General features: G+C 43.1%; 15 protein-coding genes. 2 read left to right on the top strand and 13 right to left on the bottom strand.

The genetic code is table 11. The annotated features are described in order from the left end of the window. Window positions 1-82: 82 nt before the first annotated feature. A complete protein-coding gene (locus KJS58_RS21030; protein WP_213535440.1) occupies window positions 83-1,024 on the top strand; it encodes a helix-turn-helix domain-containing protein in 942 nt (313 codons plus the stop codon). A 134-nt stretch (window positions 1,025-1,158) separates the two neighbouring features. Here the strand turns inward: KJS58_RS21030 and KJS58_RS21025 are convergent, their stop codons facing one another. The 7 genes from KJS58_RS21025 to KJS58_RS20995 form a co-directional block, all read right to left on the bottom strand. After that, complete coding sequence (locus KJS58_RS21025) at window positions 1,159-1,647, bottom strand: cation:proton antiporter regulatory subunit (RefSeq protein ID WP_191802828.1); 489 nt, start codon at window positions 1,645-1,647, stop codon at window positions 1,159-1,161. Window positions 1,648-1,676: 29 nt separating this feature from the next. After that, window positions 1,677-2,909, bottom strand: a complete 1,233-nt coding sequence (locus KJS58_RS21020) for a cation:proton antiporter (protein WP_213535439.1) — start codon at window positions 2,907-2,909, stop codon at window positions 1,677-1,679. A 329-nt stretch (window positions 2,910-3,238) separates the two neighbouring features. After that, a complete protein-coding gene (locus tag KJS58_RS21015) occupies window positions 3,239-3,721 on the bottom strand; it encodes a hypothetical protein (protein ID WP_213535438.1) in 483 nt (160 codons plus the stop codon). Continuing rightward, window positions 3,722-3,979: a hypothetical protein gene (locus KJS58_RS21010; protein WP_213535437.1), complete on the bottom strand. Its 258-nt coding sequence runs from the start codon at window positions 3,977-3,979 to the stop codon at window positions 3,722-3,724. Window positions 3,980-4,088: 109 nt separating this feature from the next. Beyond that, on the bottom strand, window positions 4,089-4,505 hold the full coding sequence (locus tag KJS58_RS21005) for an Imm7 family immunity protein (RefSeq protein ID WP_213535436.1): 417 nt from the start codon (window positions 4,503-4,505) through the stop codon (window positions 4,089-4,091). Between the two features lie 164 nt (window positions 4,506-4,669). Continuing rightward, entirely contained in the window at window positions 4,670-5,185 is a 516-nt protein-coding gene (locus KJS58_RS21000; RefSeq protein WP_213535434.1) for a DUF4241 domain-containing protein, read from the bottom strand. A 200-nt stretch (window positions 5,186-5,385) separates the two neighbouring features. Further along, entirely contained in the window at window positions 5,386-6,552 is a 1,167-nt protein-coding gene (locus KJS58_RS20995) for a DUF4317 domain-containing protein (RefSeq protein WP_213535433.1), read from the bottom strand. Window positions 6,553-6,974: 422 nt separating this feature from the next. Here KJS58_RS20995 and KJS58_RS20990 point away from each other — a divergent pair, with 422 nt between their 5' ends. Continuing rightward, a complete protein-coding gene (locus tag KJS58_RS20990; RefSeq protein WP_213535432.1) occupies window positions 6,975-7,526 on the top strand; it encodes a TetR/AcrR family transcriptional regulator in 552 nt (183 codons plus the stop codon). Window positions 7,527-7,652: 126 nt separating this feature from the next. Here KJS58_RS20990 and KJS58_RS20985 read toward each other — a convergent pair whose 3' ends face one another. From KJS58_RS20985 to KJS58_RS20960, 6 genes are all read right to left on the bottom strand, one after another. Continuing rightward, window positions 7,653-8,039, bottom strand: coding sequence for a DUF2255 family protein (locus KJS58_RS20985; RefSeq protein ID WP_213535431.1), 387 nt, complete (start codon window positions 8,037-8,039; stop codon window positions 7,653-7,655). 79 nt (window positions 8,040-8,118) lie between these two features. Next, on the bottom strand, window positions 8,119-8,871 hold the full coding sequence (locus KJS58_RS20980) for an SDR family NAD(P)-dependent oxidoreductase (RefSeq protein ID WP_213535429.1): 753 nt from the start codon (window positions 8,869-8,871) through the stop codon (window positions 8,119-8,121). Between the two features lie 27 nt (window positions 8,872-8,898). Beyond that, window positions 8,899-9,762 carry an aldo/keto reductase gene (locus KJS58_RS20975; protein ID WP_213535428.1) on the bottom strand — a complete coding sequence of 288 codons (864 nt, stop codon included), beginning with the start codon at window positions 9,760-9,762 and terminating at the stop codon, window positions 8,899-8,901. 464 nt (window positions 9,763-10,226) lie between these two features. Continuing rightward, window positions 10,227-11,861, bottom strand: coding sequence for a formate--tetrahydrofolate ligase (locus KJS58_RS20970; protein WP_213535459.1), 1,635 nt, complete (start codon window positions 11,859-11,861; stop codon window positions 10,227-10,229). Between the two features lie 295 nt (window positions 11,862-12,156). Further along, on the bottom strand, window positions 12,157-14,454 hold the full coding sequence (locus tag KJS58_RS20965) for a thiamine pyrophosphate-dependent enzyme (RefSeq protein WP_213535427.1): 2,298 nt from the start codon (window positions 14,452-14,454) through the stop codon (window positions 12,157-12,159). Continuing rightward, on the bottom strand, window positions 14,451-15,473 hold the full coding sequence (locus tag KJS58_RS20960; protein ID WP_213535426.1) for a 2-oxoacid:acceptor oxidoreductase family protein: 1,023 nt from the start codon (window positions 15,471-15,473) through the stop codon (window positions 14,451-14,453). Before KJS58_RS20960 ends, KJS58_RS20965 begins: the two co-directional genes overlap by 4 nt. Window positions 15,474-15,572 lie beyond the last annotated feature (99 nt).

Here is a 15,572-nt window from a genome sequence, read left to right as displayed (position 1 = left end):
CCATTTATAGCATATATAAGGTTGAAATTGGAATATTGTTGGCCTATACTAGGCACAAATCAACGGAATGGGAGTATGGAGTATGCCCAGAAAAAAGAAACCGGTCATTGAATACCGTCACTACAGCTTGCCTCTCAACTTCCCGATCTTGCTGTTAAGCGGTGAACGTTGGAAGATTTCCGACATCAAAAGCGACCATCTCCATTTTCATAACCATTTGGAGATTGGGATTTGTCATTCAGATAGCGGCTTTATGGAGATCAAAGGAGAGTCTGTCCCTTTTCAAGCCGGCGATGTAACCTTTATTCCCAGGTATCTTCCTCATACAACGTATAGTTCACCAAATACAGCCAGCCGCTGGTCCTATCTCTTTTTTTCGCCGGAAGACCTCTTCAGGTATTCATTTAAAGGTGCATACCACCACTTCGAACCCAATCTGCAGATGCTAAAGGGAATGAACTGTGTATTAAACAAAGAGATCCATCCGAAGGTTTATACCCTTGCGACGTCGGTCGTAGAAGAACTGAAACAGCAGAATACTTACTATCAGGAAAGTGCCTATGGCTTGTTGTTATCCTTATATATCGAACTTCTTAGAATTCACTCCATGAGTCTCCCCTTGGCAAATCAAGAAACCGAGCAAAATGTAAAAGGTGATTTTGTCATTTCTCCGGTTCTGGAATATATCACGAAAAACTATATGAAACCGATCACCATCGATTTTCTAGCCGATTTATGCCACTTAAGCCCCACTCATTTCCGAAGAAAGTTCCATGAAATGATGGGAACGTCTCCTCTCGATTTTCTAAACAGCACCCGGATTGAAGAAGCCTGCAAGCAGTTAAAACGTACGGATGATTCTATTCTTTCTATATCTGAGCAAGTCGGATTTCAATCCATATCCAGCTTCAATCGGTGCTTCTCTAAGCTTATAGGTGAGTCGCCGAAGCAGTGGCGTAAAGGGGCTCAGTCCCAAGCACAATCTGCGAATGCGTCAATACTTGAGTTTACGGGGTGGGTATAGTCAAACGGTAAGAAGTAGAATAAACAAAATAAAGACGCTTCTAGGGATTGATTCCTAAGCGTCTTTTGTCGTTCATTTATGACGATATTAGCTGGTGTATACCGACTTTTCGTATCAGCGTGACCGAGCTTTTGTTACCCTTCTAACAACAGATCATTCAACTGCTTAATTTGTTTTCTCTCTCCCGCTACAACAAGAGTCATCCCTAACATCAGTTTATCTTGCGGCCCAGGATTAATCTTCTGTTTCCCCTTCTCCACAATAGCAAGGATCGTTGCACCAGTGCGGGCTCTAACATGTAATTCCTCAATCGTTTTATTAATGCTTTTAAAGTGTGGTTCTATTTTGCACCATTCAATGACGAGTTCATCAAGCGTTACTTGAACCGTATCAAGTGCCTTAGGTTTGTATTGCATGCCTCCAATAATAGAAGCAATCTGTCTGGACTCTTCATCATCCAAGCTTACTTGAGAGATGCATTCATCTGGATCCTCATCTAAAAAATGATAAAGTTCTCTTCTTCCATCATTATGGATGACAATCACGATCTTACTGCCTGAATTCGCTTCCAATTGATACTTTTTTCCGATTCCAGGAAGATCAGATTCTCTTATAGTTCCCATATTCGTATACCTCCATTATTTGAACGAGTTCAGATGGTTTCGTTCAATTTCTCCTCTTTCGGTTTTTCCTTTACTTGGTTCCATCTAAACAGTTTATTTAAGCCATTATAGATATGTTTCGATTCTTTTGCTAGTAAGGGCCCAAGAATGGCCAATATTAACACATATAGCGCCGAAAATGGTTTTAAAATCGGTAACAATCCTGCAGATATACCTAAATTAGCTACAATGATCGTGAACTCTCCCCGAGCCATCACCGTAAGACCAATATTGGTCGAAGCTTTATGAGATAGTCCCGCTTTTCGTCCAGCGATCATTCCTGCTAGAATATTCCCTATCATTGTTAACACAACAGCCCCAATGGCGATCCATGCAGCATCACCCAGTGTTAATGGATCAATACTTAGACCAAAGCTAAAGAAGAATATAGCACCGAAGAAATCTCGGAACGGAACCACGAGCTGTTCAATCCTCTTACTATGGGAAGTTTCCGATAGAGCTAGCCCAAATAATAAAGCCCCGATCGCTTCTGCTACGTGCAGAGTCTCGGAAAAACCGGAGATAAAGAACAAAAGTGAGAATACAACGATGATGAATATTTCATTAGATGTGATATTAAGCAGCTTATTTAGCAAAGGCGTTCCTTTTCTTGCGATGACGAAGAATAGTAACATATACCCCATTGAGAGTGCTACAGATAGGAGAATACCACCAATAGACGTTGCTCCCCCTAGTAGTAAACCAGACATCACGGATAGGAAAACAGCGAGGAACAAATCATCAAACAAAATCATACCCAGGATGAGCTCTGTCTCAGAGTTACCTGTCCGTCTGAAATCGACGAGTACTTTTGCCACAATGGCCGTAGAGGATACAGATAACATCCCTGCAATAATTAACGTTTCATATAACGGAAAATCGACCATGAAACCATAAGCTAAACCAATAATAAAATTGATCAGAACATATACCGTTCCACCAAACACAATATTGCGGCCTGATTTAATTAATTTAGATACGGAGAACTCGAGTCCTATATAAAATAATAAAAACAGAACCCCGATCCGTCCTAAAAATGCGATCACTTCATTGCTTTCAATGAAGGTCAAATCAATCAACCCCAGTGTCGGGGCGTGCGGCCCAACGATCATCCCCAAAACAATTAAAAAGGGTATGATTGAAAACTTGAATTTACCTGCAATCAGTGAAAAGATCGCAATAAGTAATAAAGCGGTTCCAACTTCGAAAATCATATGGTCCATACAACTTCATCTCCCTCCTATGTATCATGTTCAGCAGACCAACTTCCATTATAACATTAAATTTTCCACCGATTTTATAAATTAGTGAACTTTTGTAAACTTTTTCGGAAGCTGAAATTGGTCTATAAAAAAAAGACCCTGCATTAAGCAGAGTCCTTGTTTGTCTATAAATATGCTATCTGTTCCAGATCTATCCGTCTTTGAAACCTTCCCGTGTCTACAATTCAGAATTTGAGCTTTGAAAGTTTATCAAGAGTTTGAATTGTTTAGTGTTTGGTTTGTTGGCAGTATTGTACGATCCTGTTGCAAGGACTGTACAACCAAACAAGTTAGTTTTTAGGATTCTTATAGCACCAATCTGGGTCATACGGTAACGATTTTAATCTTTGCATATCCTCCCAACTGTAAACCCAATTGTAACCTCCTAACCAATAATATTGATTGGGATTTAACTTCAAGTATTCAAAAACAAAATTAAAAAGCAACTCCTCGTTATCATACACATCCTCAATACATCCAACCTGATATAAGCTCAGTGATGGGTCCAAACCTAAAAATTGTCCGTTATTATAAAACTCAAGTCCATCGTTCATAACTCCATCAATATATATTAAAAACTTATTTTCATCATCATCTGGATTATACATAATACTAATGGTCGTATACTTGAATTGATTGTCTTCGGTAAAGTACTTTTCATTCCTGTAGTAAAGCATGGCGTTAGAATGAAACGAGGCTAACATAACTGAAGACAGTAAATTGTCTGATGAATATCTGTCTCTCTCAACTAAAAAAAATGACGAGGTTCCCATTTACTTTAAAACTCCTTTCAATTCTTCAAGTGAATTTACTACGATTGCGTCCATACTCTTAATCTTATCTAATTTTTGTAATTGTTCAGGTGCTAGATTAACTAGAGGCTCTTCAATATATATTTGTCTAAAACCTGTAACCTCTTTCTGTTCAGAAACAAATTTTATAACTTTTCCCTCTGTTGCATAAAACGGCCATATAAGGATACCCTTCCATGGCCGTTTGCGCTTGTTTTTATTCAGTTGACAGAGCGCCAAGCCAAGGGTGACACCTCGTACTCAAAAGAGATTCGTAAGTTGTATTCCATTCTAAATATTATTAGTGTCTGATGATAATGAGGTGGAGGGCATCTTGCAGTTTCTCATGTTACTCCGTGTCAGCTGCTTCAATGTCATCAGTTACAACGGGTATTAGTGGTGACAAAAATGGGTCACCTTTCTCTTCCACGTTCCCCCTTGCAAGAGCATATACTCTAAACTCATTAAAATGTTTTGGATGTTCATCATTAAATACATAGAGCATTCCATATGAGCCAGGTGCAATAATCCCTATATTTTTCATTATTTCTACAGGGCTAAATTTTAATGAAGGCTCACGATTCCATAATCCCGTCATCCAAAGATGATATTGTCCATTTACCGCCTTCATATCTAATACATCTACATTCAGCTGCAAATCTTCAATGTACTTTTTAATCGCTTCAACAATCTTTATTTCTTTTTCATTGCTTACCTCGTCACCAGTACTTTCTAATATGACTGCCCAACCATGATATTGGTACATATTTCCACCTCTCTAGCCCTTCATTAAAATAGATATCTTTTCCTTCTACAGATTGGCAGTCATGGGTTGCACTTATTGTCGTGTATCCTAATAAAACGGCCATACAAGGATATCCTTCCATGGCCGTTTGCGCTTGTTTTTTATTTAGTCTTATTAGTAGAGAGTTAATTCTTAATAAACACAATCTTCACACCAACAACCTGACTCTGTCCATTAACTGCTTTATACACACCGTAAGCACCATCACCCATACCGGTACGAGATACAACGCCACCCGTCAGAACACCCGCTTCTTCCCCATTGTCAGTGATATCACAGCAGGCAAGATACCATTCGCTGTCCGTATCATTATCACCGCTGTAATTAGCAGCATCAGGAATTCGGTAATGGTTACTATCAAAAATCCCAGCCTGTCCGCTATCCACCCCAACCACAAAGGGACACTTGATCCACTCCAAGAATGTTCCCTGTTCAGCAACCGATTGATGATAAGCCGTCAATTTAGCGTTAGCTTCACCCCAATCTGGAATTTCCACCTTCTCTACTTCCGTGTTCCAAGTACCATTCGCAGCAAGCTCTAATACACCCATGATAACGGTATTGGTATCTAGTTCATAACAAGGATCAGCGACAACCAGTTGCCCAGAATTCACTTCGAAATTACCTAATTGAATGATCAAGAGAGATTACCTCCAATAATTGCGATTTGATGATTTTATTCTACCATAGCCTTCTTTCCTAATATTTCCCTCCGATATAGACGAAAAAACGGAGCAACCTCGTTAGGGAGCTCCGTTTTATTAATTATAGATTTATTTAAAGCATAGCTTTGGAATTATTCATGCCGTTAATCTTAAATCAAATACTGTGAACCTGATTTCTACAACGTCTCTGTACTAAGCGTAAATCCTTCGATCACAACATCTTCGTCGACCTCAATCATGATGCATCGTTTCCCTTGGAAATTCACCTGTTTCACATACTTTAAATCCTGCGGGCTGACCGAAATTGTGGCTACCTTGGTATCGATCTTAATCGATTTTGTAGTATATTTCGGCATAACGCTGCTCGCTTTCAGTTCATAGTTCCTATCATCAATAATTGTTTCAAAAGCCCGTTCTACTTTCTCCGGTGTTACGTCCTCTACTCCGCTTACCGTTAGGACACGTTCTAAATCTTTATAATCCAGCTTCGGAGGTTCTTCTTCCTCCTCGTTCGTTTCAATCACATACTGAATCTCTTCGTACACCTGTGCGATGGTGGAAGCATCAAGTTCCTCACCCGCCACTTCCTTCACGATGTCCTCGAAGATCGCTCTCTCTTCCAGTGCCGTTACGGACCTTTCGGCAGTTAAGACCTGTTCGATGAAATGCGGATCTGGAAAGTTCGATTTTCCCGTACAGTACAAAATGCGGTTCACATCGGAGTAATTGTCTGTCACACTTGGATAAAAGAACCCTTGCTCCGGCGAACTAAGCTTGATAATCGGATCTACATTCACATTGTACTTATATTCTCTCTCTACATAATCGAATAATAGAGTTTTCTTTTGCTTCTCTGTAGAATTTACACTGCATAGTATGAACGGATGTGCGAATACCTCGTCTTTCCCGCTCTCCTCGGCTTCTTCATTTCTGGCTTTGGTCGGTAAGTAGTACTGTCCACGCACGAAAGTAATTACGGTATCCCGCTCATATTTGGCATCCACCAACATTTTATCTACGAGCAGGAGCATAAGGTCCTGCCATTCTTCGGGATCACCTGTTACTAAAGCTTGGTGCAATAGCACCTGCGCTGGTTCCTCTGCTTCTTCTTGAAACTTAAGTTCGAACAACTTCTGATCTAATTCACCAGTGAGCAGTTTTTTAAAATTACCCATGTGCAGCTCCTGTTTCTCTCGCTCCACTAATTCAAAAGGATTCCGCTCCCAGTGATATACTTCGTTTGTTTCCTTCATAATGTACACGTTAAGAATATCGTAAATATTCAGTAAATCATGATCCATCTTAAACTGCTTGCGTATGTGCGCGACTTCTTTCTTGTTCATGGTTCGTCAAACATCTCCTAAGAACTAAATTGGTTTTATCAGTATAAACGATATAACCCCCCTTCGCTAGAAGCGGGGTTTATGTTACTTCTCTTCAGGTATGTAACGGAGGTTTTCCATCCAATATTACCAAGCATGCCGATAAGTCCATGGCAGTCAAAATTAATTATTATGTTAAAGATCGCATGTTATTTATCCATATCGAAAATCATATAAAACACACTCACAGGAGGTAAATAGTAATACGAAAATACCTTCCAGTATGCCCTACTTAAAAAAGAATGGTTAAAAGCAGATCCTTTTCAAAAATGACAAAACTTAAAAATGAATATTGATTGATTAATCAACACTTGTTTATAATTATAAAAAGAAAATACTGCAAATACTGCTGATTATCTTTAGAAAAGATTGGTGACCTAACAATGACTAAAGTGGATAGAAGAATAACCAAAAGCCAGGAAGCGATCAAAAAAGCTGTTATCGAACTGATGTCTAATAAAAATTTTGATGATATTACCATTCAGGATATTGCTGACCGGGCAAATGTGAACCGAGGAACCATTTATCTTCATTACTCGGATAAGTATGATCTGCTGGATAAAATCATTGAAGAACATATTAATAAACTAAGGGTAATGTGCGAATCAGCAGCTGAATTGGATTTAGATTTTGTAGAATCGAATGTAGGCTGGTTCGAATACTTTGAAAGCAACTATACTTTCTTTTCAACGTTATTAGCAAGTACGAAAGCATCTTCTTTTCGTACTCGGTTCCAAGCGCTTCTTATCGAAGAAATGAAAAACGATATTGACACAACAAAAGCGATCAATCGAGAATTGAATGAAGAGGTTATACTTCAATTTATAGTTACCTCTTTTGTAGGCATTGTGGAATGGTGGATCAAAGAAGGGATGCCTTATCCGCCTCGTGTGATAGCAGTACAACTAGGGATTTTGATAGACAGAAATCTATAAGTATCCGAACATGGGGAATGCATTTACTCCACAAGCTATCGATCGTTCTTATCAAAAAAAGAGGTCCTCTGTTTTCCTTCAGGGGAAAATAGAGAACCTCTTTTGAATAATTCAGGATAAATAATATTATTCCTCACGAGGTAAGATTTTAACGGTTGCACTTACAGGTCCTTTGCTTAACATAGGTGAAAGATATATACTGTTACCGTATTTATCTTTGTAAGCTCCATCAATTTTTTCAGTTAATGCAGCGTCCGTATCCACAGGCTGGAATGTTACCTTATACTCTTCACCATTTAACTTTATCTTTCCCGCTTTTTGCCTTACAGCAGATTTATACCATCTTGAATTCTGACCGTTATAGGCTCTGACATATAGATTATTATCTGCAACAACAGACCAAATCCAAGTTGGTGTTCCCGGAGTTTTACCGTCACTGTAAAAGGGTGATATATACATATCATCCGCCTTTGAAAAAGCATCCATTTGTTCTTGGCTCCAATGGGTTTGCATAGCTTTCACCTCCATTTATTTTTATCGTAGATAAGCCGAGGATCATTCTCCTAATATTTTTTTCAGCTAAATTATATGATTAGGCCGTGAATCCACCATCAACGGATATCGCTTGACCAACTATATAGCTTGCGGAAGGAGAGCATAACCAAAGTACAACAGAAGCAACTTCCTCTGCTTTAGCTAGACGGCCAATGGGGACTTGTTTTATTAATTCGTCCATTGCATCACTTTCTGTAGCTAACATATTTTCGACCATTGGCGTTTCGACGATTCCTGGACATACTGCATTAATACGAATTCCTTTTGAAGCATACTCTAAAGCAACACTTTTCGTTAATCCGAGTACACCATGTTTAGAAGCATGGTATACAGAACGTCCGGGACCACCCATTAATCCTCCCATGGAAGAACAATTAACGATTGCCCCTTCTGTCCCTTGCTTTCTTAATTGAAGCAGCTCATACTTCATACAAAGCCAAATACCCTTCGTATTCACATTCATCACTTCATCGTAAACTTCTTCCTTTAAATCAACTGTATCTGTCATGGCGTTTTGAATACCGGCATTATTATATGCATAATCTAATTTTCCAAATGCAGCCACTGTTTTTTCTACCATAGCTTTAACAGCTTCCTCATCTGAAACATCACATTGGATGGATATCGCCTGATAGCCCGCGTCTACCAAGTCTTGTGCTTCTTGTTTAGGTTCATTCCTATCAACTAAAGCTACACTTGCACCTTCTTTAGCAAATAATTGGGCTGTTGCCAGCCCCATACCGCCTTTTGCTCCCGTTACAATTACCACTTTATCTTTCATTGTTGTCATAAAAATGCCTCCTCGTAAACACCCTGTTTATTTTATTTTCCCGCCAAATACCGGGAAGAAGCTATGCTCACCATAATTCTCGATGTGCTCCACATTCTTCAAAGTTTCCATATCTTCATCGCTGATCGTAAAATCAAGCTCTGCATTGTTTCTCATGTGATCCGGGTTTGCCGTCTTAGGAATGACTACAAGACCAAGCTGAATATCATAACGCAGGCAAAGCTGGGCAACAGATACCCCATACTTATCAGCTATTACTTTCGCCTCTGCATGATCAAGGACTGCACCGTGAGCAATTGGTGAATATGCTTCTACCAGAATGTCATGCTTCTGGCAGAATTCAATTAACTCGAAAGGAGTATTGCTCACATGTGCCAATATTTGATTTACCATGGGTTTGATTTCACAACTTGAAAGAATATTTTCTATATCATCTTGAAGGAAGTTAGAAAGACCAATTGCCTTTGCCTTGCCTGCCTTATAAGCATCCTCCATTGCTGTCCATACTTCTTTGTTTTCCTCGAAGTAACGGTTTTCCTCACGGAACTCCTTCCAAGGCTGTGGACTGTGGATAATCAGAAGGTCAATGTAATCCAGTCCCATCTTTGCTAAAGACTCATCAATGGACTGTGTAACTGCATCATAGGTCTTTGCTTCTGCAGCAACCTTTGTCGTGATAAAAAGTTCTTCTCTTGCGACACCACAGGAACGGATTCCTTCGCCTACACCAGCTTCATTCATATAAGCCTGAGCAGTATCAATATGACGATATCCGATCGCTACCGCATCACGGACTGCCTGTGCTGTCTGTGCATCGTCAAGCAGCCATGTGCCAAGTCCTAATTTTGGAATTTCTAAGCCATTTGATAATTTGAAAGTTTCGTTAAACATACTTTTTCCCCTTTCTTATCGAAGGTGCTAGACTAACTCCAACTAACAAATCAATATTTATTGATTAATCAACATCTGTCTAAAATTATAAATGGATGAGTGTGGCGTTCAATGGTTAATTTAGCGCAATTCGTTGATTACTCAACATATCAATAAATATTGTTGATTTTTTTAAATAATGGGGAAATAAACCTAAAGTGGTTAGAAGAATAGCCAAGTAGCTAACGGAATAATTTATTCGCGGCTAATAGATAAACGAGGGTGTGCTGAAGTCATATATTGATATAAAAATAGGGGAAGAAATGAATGAATCTGGGCTTGTCCCATCTCCATTCATCCTTCCCCATTTTATTATGCAGCACTAATTTTATATACAATACGTGCAGGACATTTTTAAAGTGTCTTACCAGAATCGTTTATTTAAAATCATTACTTGCGAAGGTCATCTGTCCTTCTCCGGTATATCAGCTCAAGCCTTCGATATGTCCCGCCTCATCCAGCTTTATGCGCCATGCCGCCGGCTCTTCAGGCAGCCCTGGCATCGTGACCACCTTACCGGTCAGAACGACAACAAACCCCGCACCTGCCGACCATCGGACATCCTGCACCTCAATCGTGAACTGTTCCGGCGCTCCCAGTTCAGCAGGACGATCTGTAAACGAGTATGGTGTCTTCGCCATGCAGACAGGAAGGTCACGCACGCCTAGCCGCTCTAATTCCTGCAGTGCCCGCCTTGCAGCGGGACGATATTTCACACCTGCTCCGCGGTAAATTCGCGTAACGATCGTCTCAATCTTCTCAGTAATTGGCATGTCATCAGGATAAAGCAGCTGGAACGTATCCGCTGCCGATCCATCAGCCAGCTCCGCCACTTCCTGCGCCAACTCGCGGCAACCTTCCCCGCCAAGCTCCCAGGCATCGGAGACAATCGCCTTCACACCAAGCTCTGCACAGAGATCCATAACCTGCGCCAGCTCTGCCTCTGTATCTGCCGCAAAGCGGTTAATCGCAACGATTACGGGTACGCCGAAGGTACGCATGTTTTCCACATGGCGACGTAAGTTACTGAATCCGTTATGTATCGCCTCAGCATTCTCCGTCAGGAGTTCCTGCTTCGGTACGCCACCATTGTATTTTAACGCACGTACGGTCGCGACAATGACCGCAGCTGAAGGATGCAGATTACCCATACGGCACTTAATATCCATGAATTTTTCCGCGCCCAGATCTGCACCGAATCCTGCTTCTGTCACGACGTAATCCGCCAGCTTGAGAGCATGACGGGTGGCTCGTATGCTGCTGCATCCGTGGGCGATATTCGCAAACGGCCCGCCGTGAACGAACACCGGGTCGCCTTCAATCGTCTGTACCAGGTTCGGATGAATTGCATCTTTAAGCAGGGCACACATCGCGTCCACCGCCCGAAGCTCACCCGCCGTCACTGGCCGCTTGTCCATGTCGTATGCCACGACGATTCGGCTGAGCCTCTCTCTTAAATCATCCATATTTTCAGCTAGACACAGCACTGCCATTACTTCTGAAGCCGTCGAAATAAGGAAGCCATCTTCGCGCACAATGCCGTTGTTATCGCCGATACCAATGACAATCTGACGCAGCGGTCGATCATTCATATCAAGCGCCCGTTTCCATACAATGCGAGCCGGATCAAGATGCAAATCGTTTCCTTGGAAAATGTGGTTATCTATGAGTGCCGCGAGCAGATTATGTGCTGATGTAATCGCATGGATATCGCCCGTAAAGTGGAGATTAATGTCCTCAGCCGGCACAATCTGTGCTTTACCACTGCCTGTCGCTCCGCCTTTCATTCCCATGCATGGTCCGAGCGATGGCTCACGCAGTGCGGCTGCGGCTTTTCTTCCAATCCGATTCAAACCTTGCGTGAGTCCAATCGTTGTGAGCGTCTTGCCCTCCCCTGCTGGCGTTGGATTCATCGCGGTAACGAGGATAAGCTTTCCGTCTGGCCGCTGTGAGATGGATTCCCATACATCCTCGGATAATTTTGCTTTCCACTTTCCGTAAAGTTCAAGCTGATCCATATCCAGCCCTAGCTTTGCTGCCACTTCTGTAATTGGTTTCATAGATGCCTTCATACCTCTCCTGTTTAATTCACTATTCAAAATGTTAACATGAATCCACAAGCTCTCAAAAATACTGTTCCATATACATCCGGTCGTTCTCTATCTCTTACGTTATTCCTCCTATATTATAAAAAAAACCACCCCAAGATAGTTAACCTTCTTGAGGCGATTTTAGTACAGGCTCATTTTTCAAAAGAGGGCACAGATTAGGAATAAAGCTAACTTACTTATCCTAGTGCACCTTGACAGTGCTTCAGCCAGTCACCGTTAGTACTCCAAGAATGTTCTTCCGCCATTAAAGCAGCGGGTTCTCGTGTTTTGCTTTCAGAATCGACCAGCGCCGCTCCACTTCTTTCTCAAATTCACCAAGCATATCTTTATTTTCATCCTTAAGCAAATGTCTTGATTTGCCCATATATTTCAGCCAGTCGGCGAGCGGAATCCGTTTCTTCTTCGCATCAGGATCATACGTGATATTCGTTTCTCCCTGCTCCACTTCATACAGCGGGAAGAAGCATGAATTCACAGCCGCACGGACGATATTTTCCCCATCCTTGTCGCTCGATTTCCAATTCAGCGGGCATGTGATTAGCAGCTTACCGTAGACGGTACCTACATTTTGGGCGTACCACTGTGCTTTTGCCGCCTTTTTTACAAGATCCTGCGGGAAGGCTTCTGTCCCTGTAAATACGTAAGGAATATGCGCCGCTGCCATCATTTGCACCGTATCTTTGTGATGGAACGGTTTACCCTGCTGCTGTTTACCTACACCGGACGTGCTGGTCATGTGGCCTAAAGGAGTGGAATATGATAGCTGTGCTCCCGTATTCATGTAACCTTCATTATCGTATTCGAGAATGATCAGGTTATGGCCCCGAAGTGCCGTCCCGATTGCTGAACCCATTCCAATGTCCATACCGCCGTCCCCGGTGACCATGACAAACGTGAAATCCTCGGGAACTTCGATTTCTCCTCGGCGTTTCTTCTCCAGGAACGCCTCTACTGTACCGGATAAAGTAGCCGGTCCGTTCTGGAACAAGTTATGAATAAAGCTCTGTTTATGCGAGTTATACGGATAACCCGTTGTGGTGATATAAGCGCAGCCGGTATGGAATAAAGTAACGACATTGCCTTCGATCCCTTTGAAAAAGAGCTCCAGTGCTGGGAAAATACCGCAGCCCGGGCAGGCTCCGTGACCCGAAGCAAACCGTTTCGGTTTGGCGGCAAGTGCCCGCATCGGCGGCACTCTAACAGCCAGCTTGTTTGTCGCCTCATCCACCTTTACGGTGATCAGACCGGATTTAAAGCTGTCCCCGTTCATCGGCGCAATGACCGGCTGGAGCTTTTTCACCTCATCTCCTGGTGTTTGGCCGTAATAATCAAACGGCACCTTCGCATAGCCCAGCTCCATTGCCTCGATCGCCAAGGCAAAGAAAGCTTCCGCGTCATCCGCGTAATAATCCTTCCCGCCAAGGCCAAATATACGGGAAAGCACAATCGGCTGCGGTCCGCGTAGATCCTGTAAGGCCGATTTGACCTCATGCGTCAGATTGGCGCCGTTCGCACCATAAGAATCGGCACGTTCACCCACAAGCAGCGCTTTGACACCTGTCAGCGCTTCGCGGATTTCTTTTGCCGGGAACGGGCGGATAATATTCGGGCTGATCACGCCCGCTTTAATCCCTTTTGCGCGCAGCCGGTCTACGACGTCTTTAGACGATTCAGCCGCCGAATTGAGCAGGAATAAAGCTACTTCCGCATCTTCCATGCGATACAGATCTAGCGGCGAATAGGATCTTCCGGACAATGCCGCATACTCCTCCGCCACTTCCTTGAATACCTCGCCCGCACGGTACATCGCGTTTGACTGCTGATAGTGGTTGTTGATCAAATCGTCGCCGTTCATATAAGCCCCAACAACGATCGGATTGTTCTCGTCCAGCACATGCGGGAATGCTGGCGCCTGCTCCCCTACAAACTCCTGCACGGTTTCTCGGTTCGTGAATATTTGTACCCGGCGTTTTTGGTGCGATGTGAAAAAGCCGTCATAAGCCACGATAACCGGCAGACGTACGTCTTCATGTTCAGCAATACGCAGTGCCATGATATTGAGGTCATATACTGCTTGCGGCGAACGGGCCGTCAGTATTACCCAGCCAGTGTTCAGGCCGTAGTAAAGATCGGAATGGTCCCCGCGAATATCCAATGGGCCGCTGACCGCTCGCGTTACCAGGTTCATGACCATCGGAAAACGAGTACCTGCCTGCACAGGAAGCTGTTCAATCATATACAGGAACCCGTTCGCGCTAGTGGCGTTAAATACCCGTGCTCCGGCAGCAGCTGCACCGTAACAGATCCCTGCAGAGCCGTGTTCACCGTCAGCTGGAATCAGTTTGATATCGTGTTCGCCGCGCGTACGCATCATGTCAAGATATTGAGCGATTTCCGTAGACGGCGTAATCGGGAAATAACCCATGATATGATAGTTGATCTGGGCAGCAGCCATAGCTGCCATTTCGTTGCCTGATTCAAAGACCGCTGTTTGAGCGGCCGGCATCTTTTTCTCCGTTGTTTCTGTCATTTGCATGTTCATGATTTGACTCCCTCCGCAGTTATATAGGGGAATGATTGCGGCACTCGGTGCTGCTGCGCATAATGCGGCTCTTCCAACATGGCGGACAGAGCGCTCGTCGGACAAGCTTCCACACATTTCAGGCAGCCTTTGCAATACTGATAATCGATCCCTTTCATAAACATCTGCAGGTTGCCGCGTTTATCCGGTTTCTGTTCCCATACGATGCAGAAGTCCGGGCATACCGTATCGCAGGCGGCGCAGCTAATGCAGTCCTCCTGTTTGTATTCCGGCAAATACCCCTGACGGGAGCCGCTAAGATCCTTCAGTACGCTGTTTGCTGTAACGTTCAGTATTCCGCCAGGCTCTTGCGTTTCATATCCGAGGATCGGCTGCGGTCTTACGAAAGCCGCCTGGTTCATAAGCTCAGTGCCATTTTCTAAAGAAAGGAACTGGACTTCGTTATATCCTCTATCAAAGGTACGCAAATTCGCTTCCACGAGATGTGGCAGCTTTTTCTCAAACGTTTTACGGATAACCTGCCGCATATCGTCCGGGTTAAGGAAACTGCAAATCCGAAACAAGGCACCAAGCATCGCCGTATTGACTTTCGTTTTTTCCTCAACGGCAATTCTCAGCGCATCGATCGCGGCCAGAGTACCTTGCGTCATGTTCAGATCTGCGGCTACTTCGGAAAGATCTCGCGCTGTGTTCACAAGCACCGTTCCGCCCGGTCTTAATCCACTTATCACATCAACTGTTTTATATAATGCTTCATGAAATACGCCGACTACATGCGGTTGCTCAATGGGACTGTGATCACGGATTTCGACTTCTGGATCACAGAATCTTACGAAACTCTTTACCGGTGAACCTTTTTTCTCCGAACCATAGCTAGAAAAATTGGAACCGTTAAGACCAGAGCCAGTCACTCCAGCTTCGGCCAACATTTTTCCGGCCAGGTTGGCACCAAGCCCGCCGATGGATTCAAGACGGATCTCGTAAAATCCCAGTTCATTTTTTTGAGGTAAAATCGACATCTTCTCTCCTCATTTCTTCTAGGGTCAATGATACCAGTTTAAAAGAAGAGACGAACGTGGGTTGTGATTTTGCTCACAACCTCAAAAATAGTGATTCCA

Source organism: Paenibacillus sp. J45TS6, assembly GCF_018403285.1.
GTDB lineage: Bacteria > Bacillota > Bacilli > Paenibacillales > Paenibacillaceae > Paenibacillus.
Note: the sequence above shows the minus strand (reverse complement) of the source record. Positions and strands in the feature narration are given on the sequence as shown.

Excerpts from the sequence above, each read along its gene's own strand:
- KJS58_RS20965 (WP_213535427.1), bottom strand. The coding sequence starts at position 14,454 with ATGAACATGCAAATGACAGAAACAACGGAGAAAAAGATGCCGGCCGCT.
- KJS58_RS20980 (WP_213535429.1), bottom strand. The coding sequence starts at position 8,871 with ATGACAACAATGAAAGATAAAGTGGTAATTGTAACGGGAGCAAAAGGC.
- KJS58_RS20975 (WP_213535428.1), bottom strand. The coding sequence starts at position 9,762 with ATGTTTAACGAAACTTTCAAATTATCAAATGGCTTAGAAATTCCAAAA.
- KJS58_RS21020 (WP_213535439.1), bottom strand. The coding sequence starts at position 2,909 with ATGGACCATATGATTTTCGAAGTTGGAACCGCTTTATTACTTATTGCG.
- KJS58_RS20985 (WP_213535431.1), bottom strand. The coding sequence starts at position 8,039 with ATGCAAACCCATTGGAGCCAAGAACAAATGGATGCTTTTTCAAAGGCG.
- KJS58_RS20970 (WP_213535459.1), bottom strand. The coding sequence starts at position 11,861 with ATGAAACCAATTACAGAAGTGGCAGCAAAGCTAGGGCTGGATATGGAT.
- KJS58_RS20960 (WP_213535426.1), bottom strand. The coding sequence starts at position 15,473 with ATGTCGATTTTACCTCAAAAAAATGAACTGGGATTTTACGAGATCCGT.
- KJS58_RS21030 (WP_213535440.1), top strand. The coding sequence starts at position 83 with ATGCCCAGAAAAAAGAAACCGGTCATTGAATACCGTCACTACAGCTTG.
- KJS58_RS20990 (WP_213535432.1), top strand. The coding sequence starts at position 6,975 with ATGACTAAAGTGGATAGAAGAATAACCAAAAGCCAGGAAGCGATCAAA.
- KJS58_RS21025 (WP_191802828.1), bottom strand. The coding sequence starts at position 1,647 with ATGGGAACTATAAGAGAATCTGATCTTCCTGGAATCGGAAAAAAGTAT.
- KJS58_RS21015 (WP_213535438.1), bottom strand. The coding sequence starts at position 3,721 with ATGGGAACCTCGTCATTTTTTTTAGTTGAGAGAGACAGATATTCATCA.
- KJS58_RS21005 (WP_213535436.1), bottom strand. The coding sequence starts at position 4,505 with ATGTACCAATATCATGGTTGGGCAGTCATATTAGAAAGTACTGGTGAC.
- KJS58_RS20995 (WP_213535433.1), bottom strand. The coding sequence starts at position 6,552 with ATGAACAAGAAAGAAGTCGCGCACATACGCAAGCAGTTTAAGATGGAT.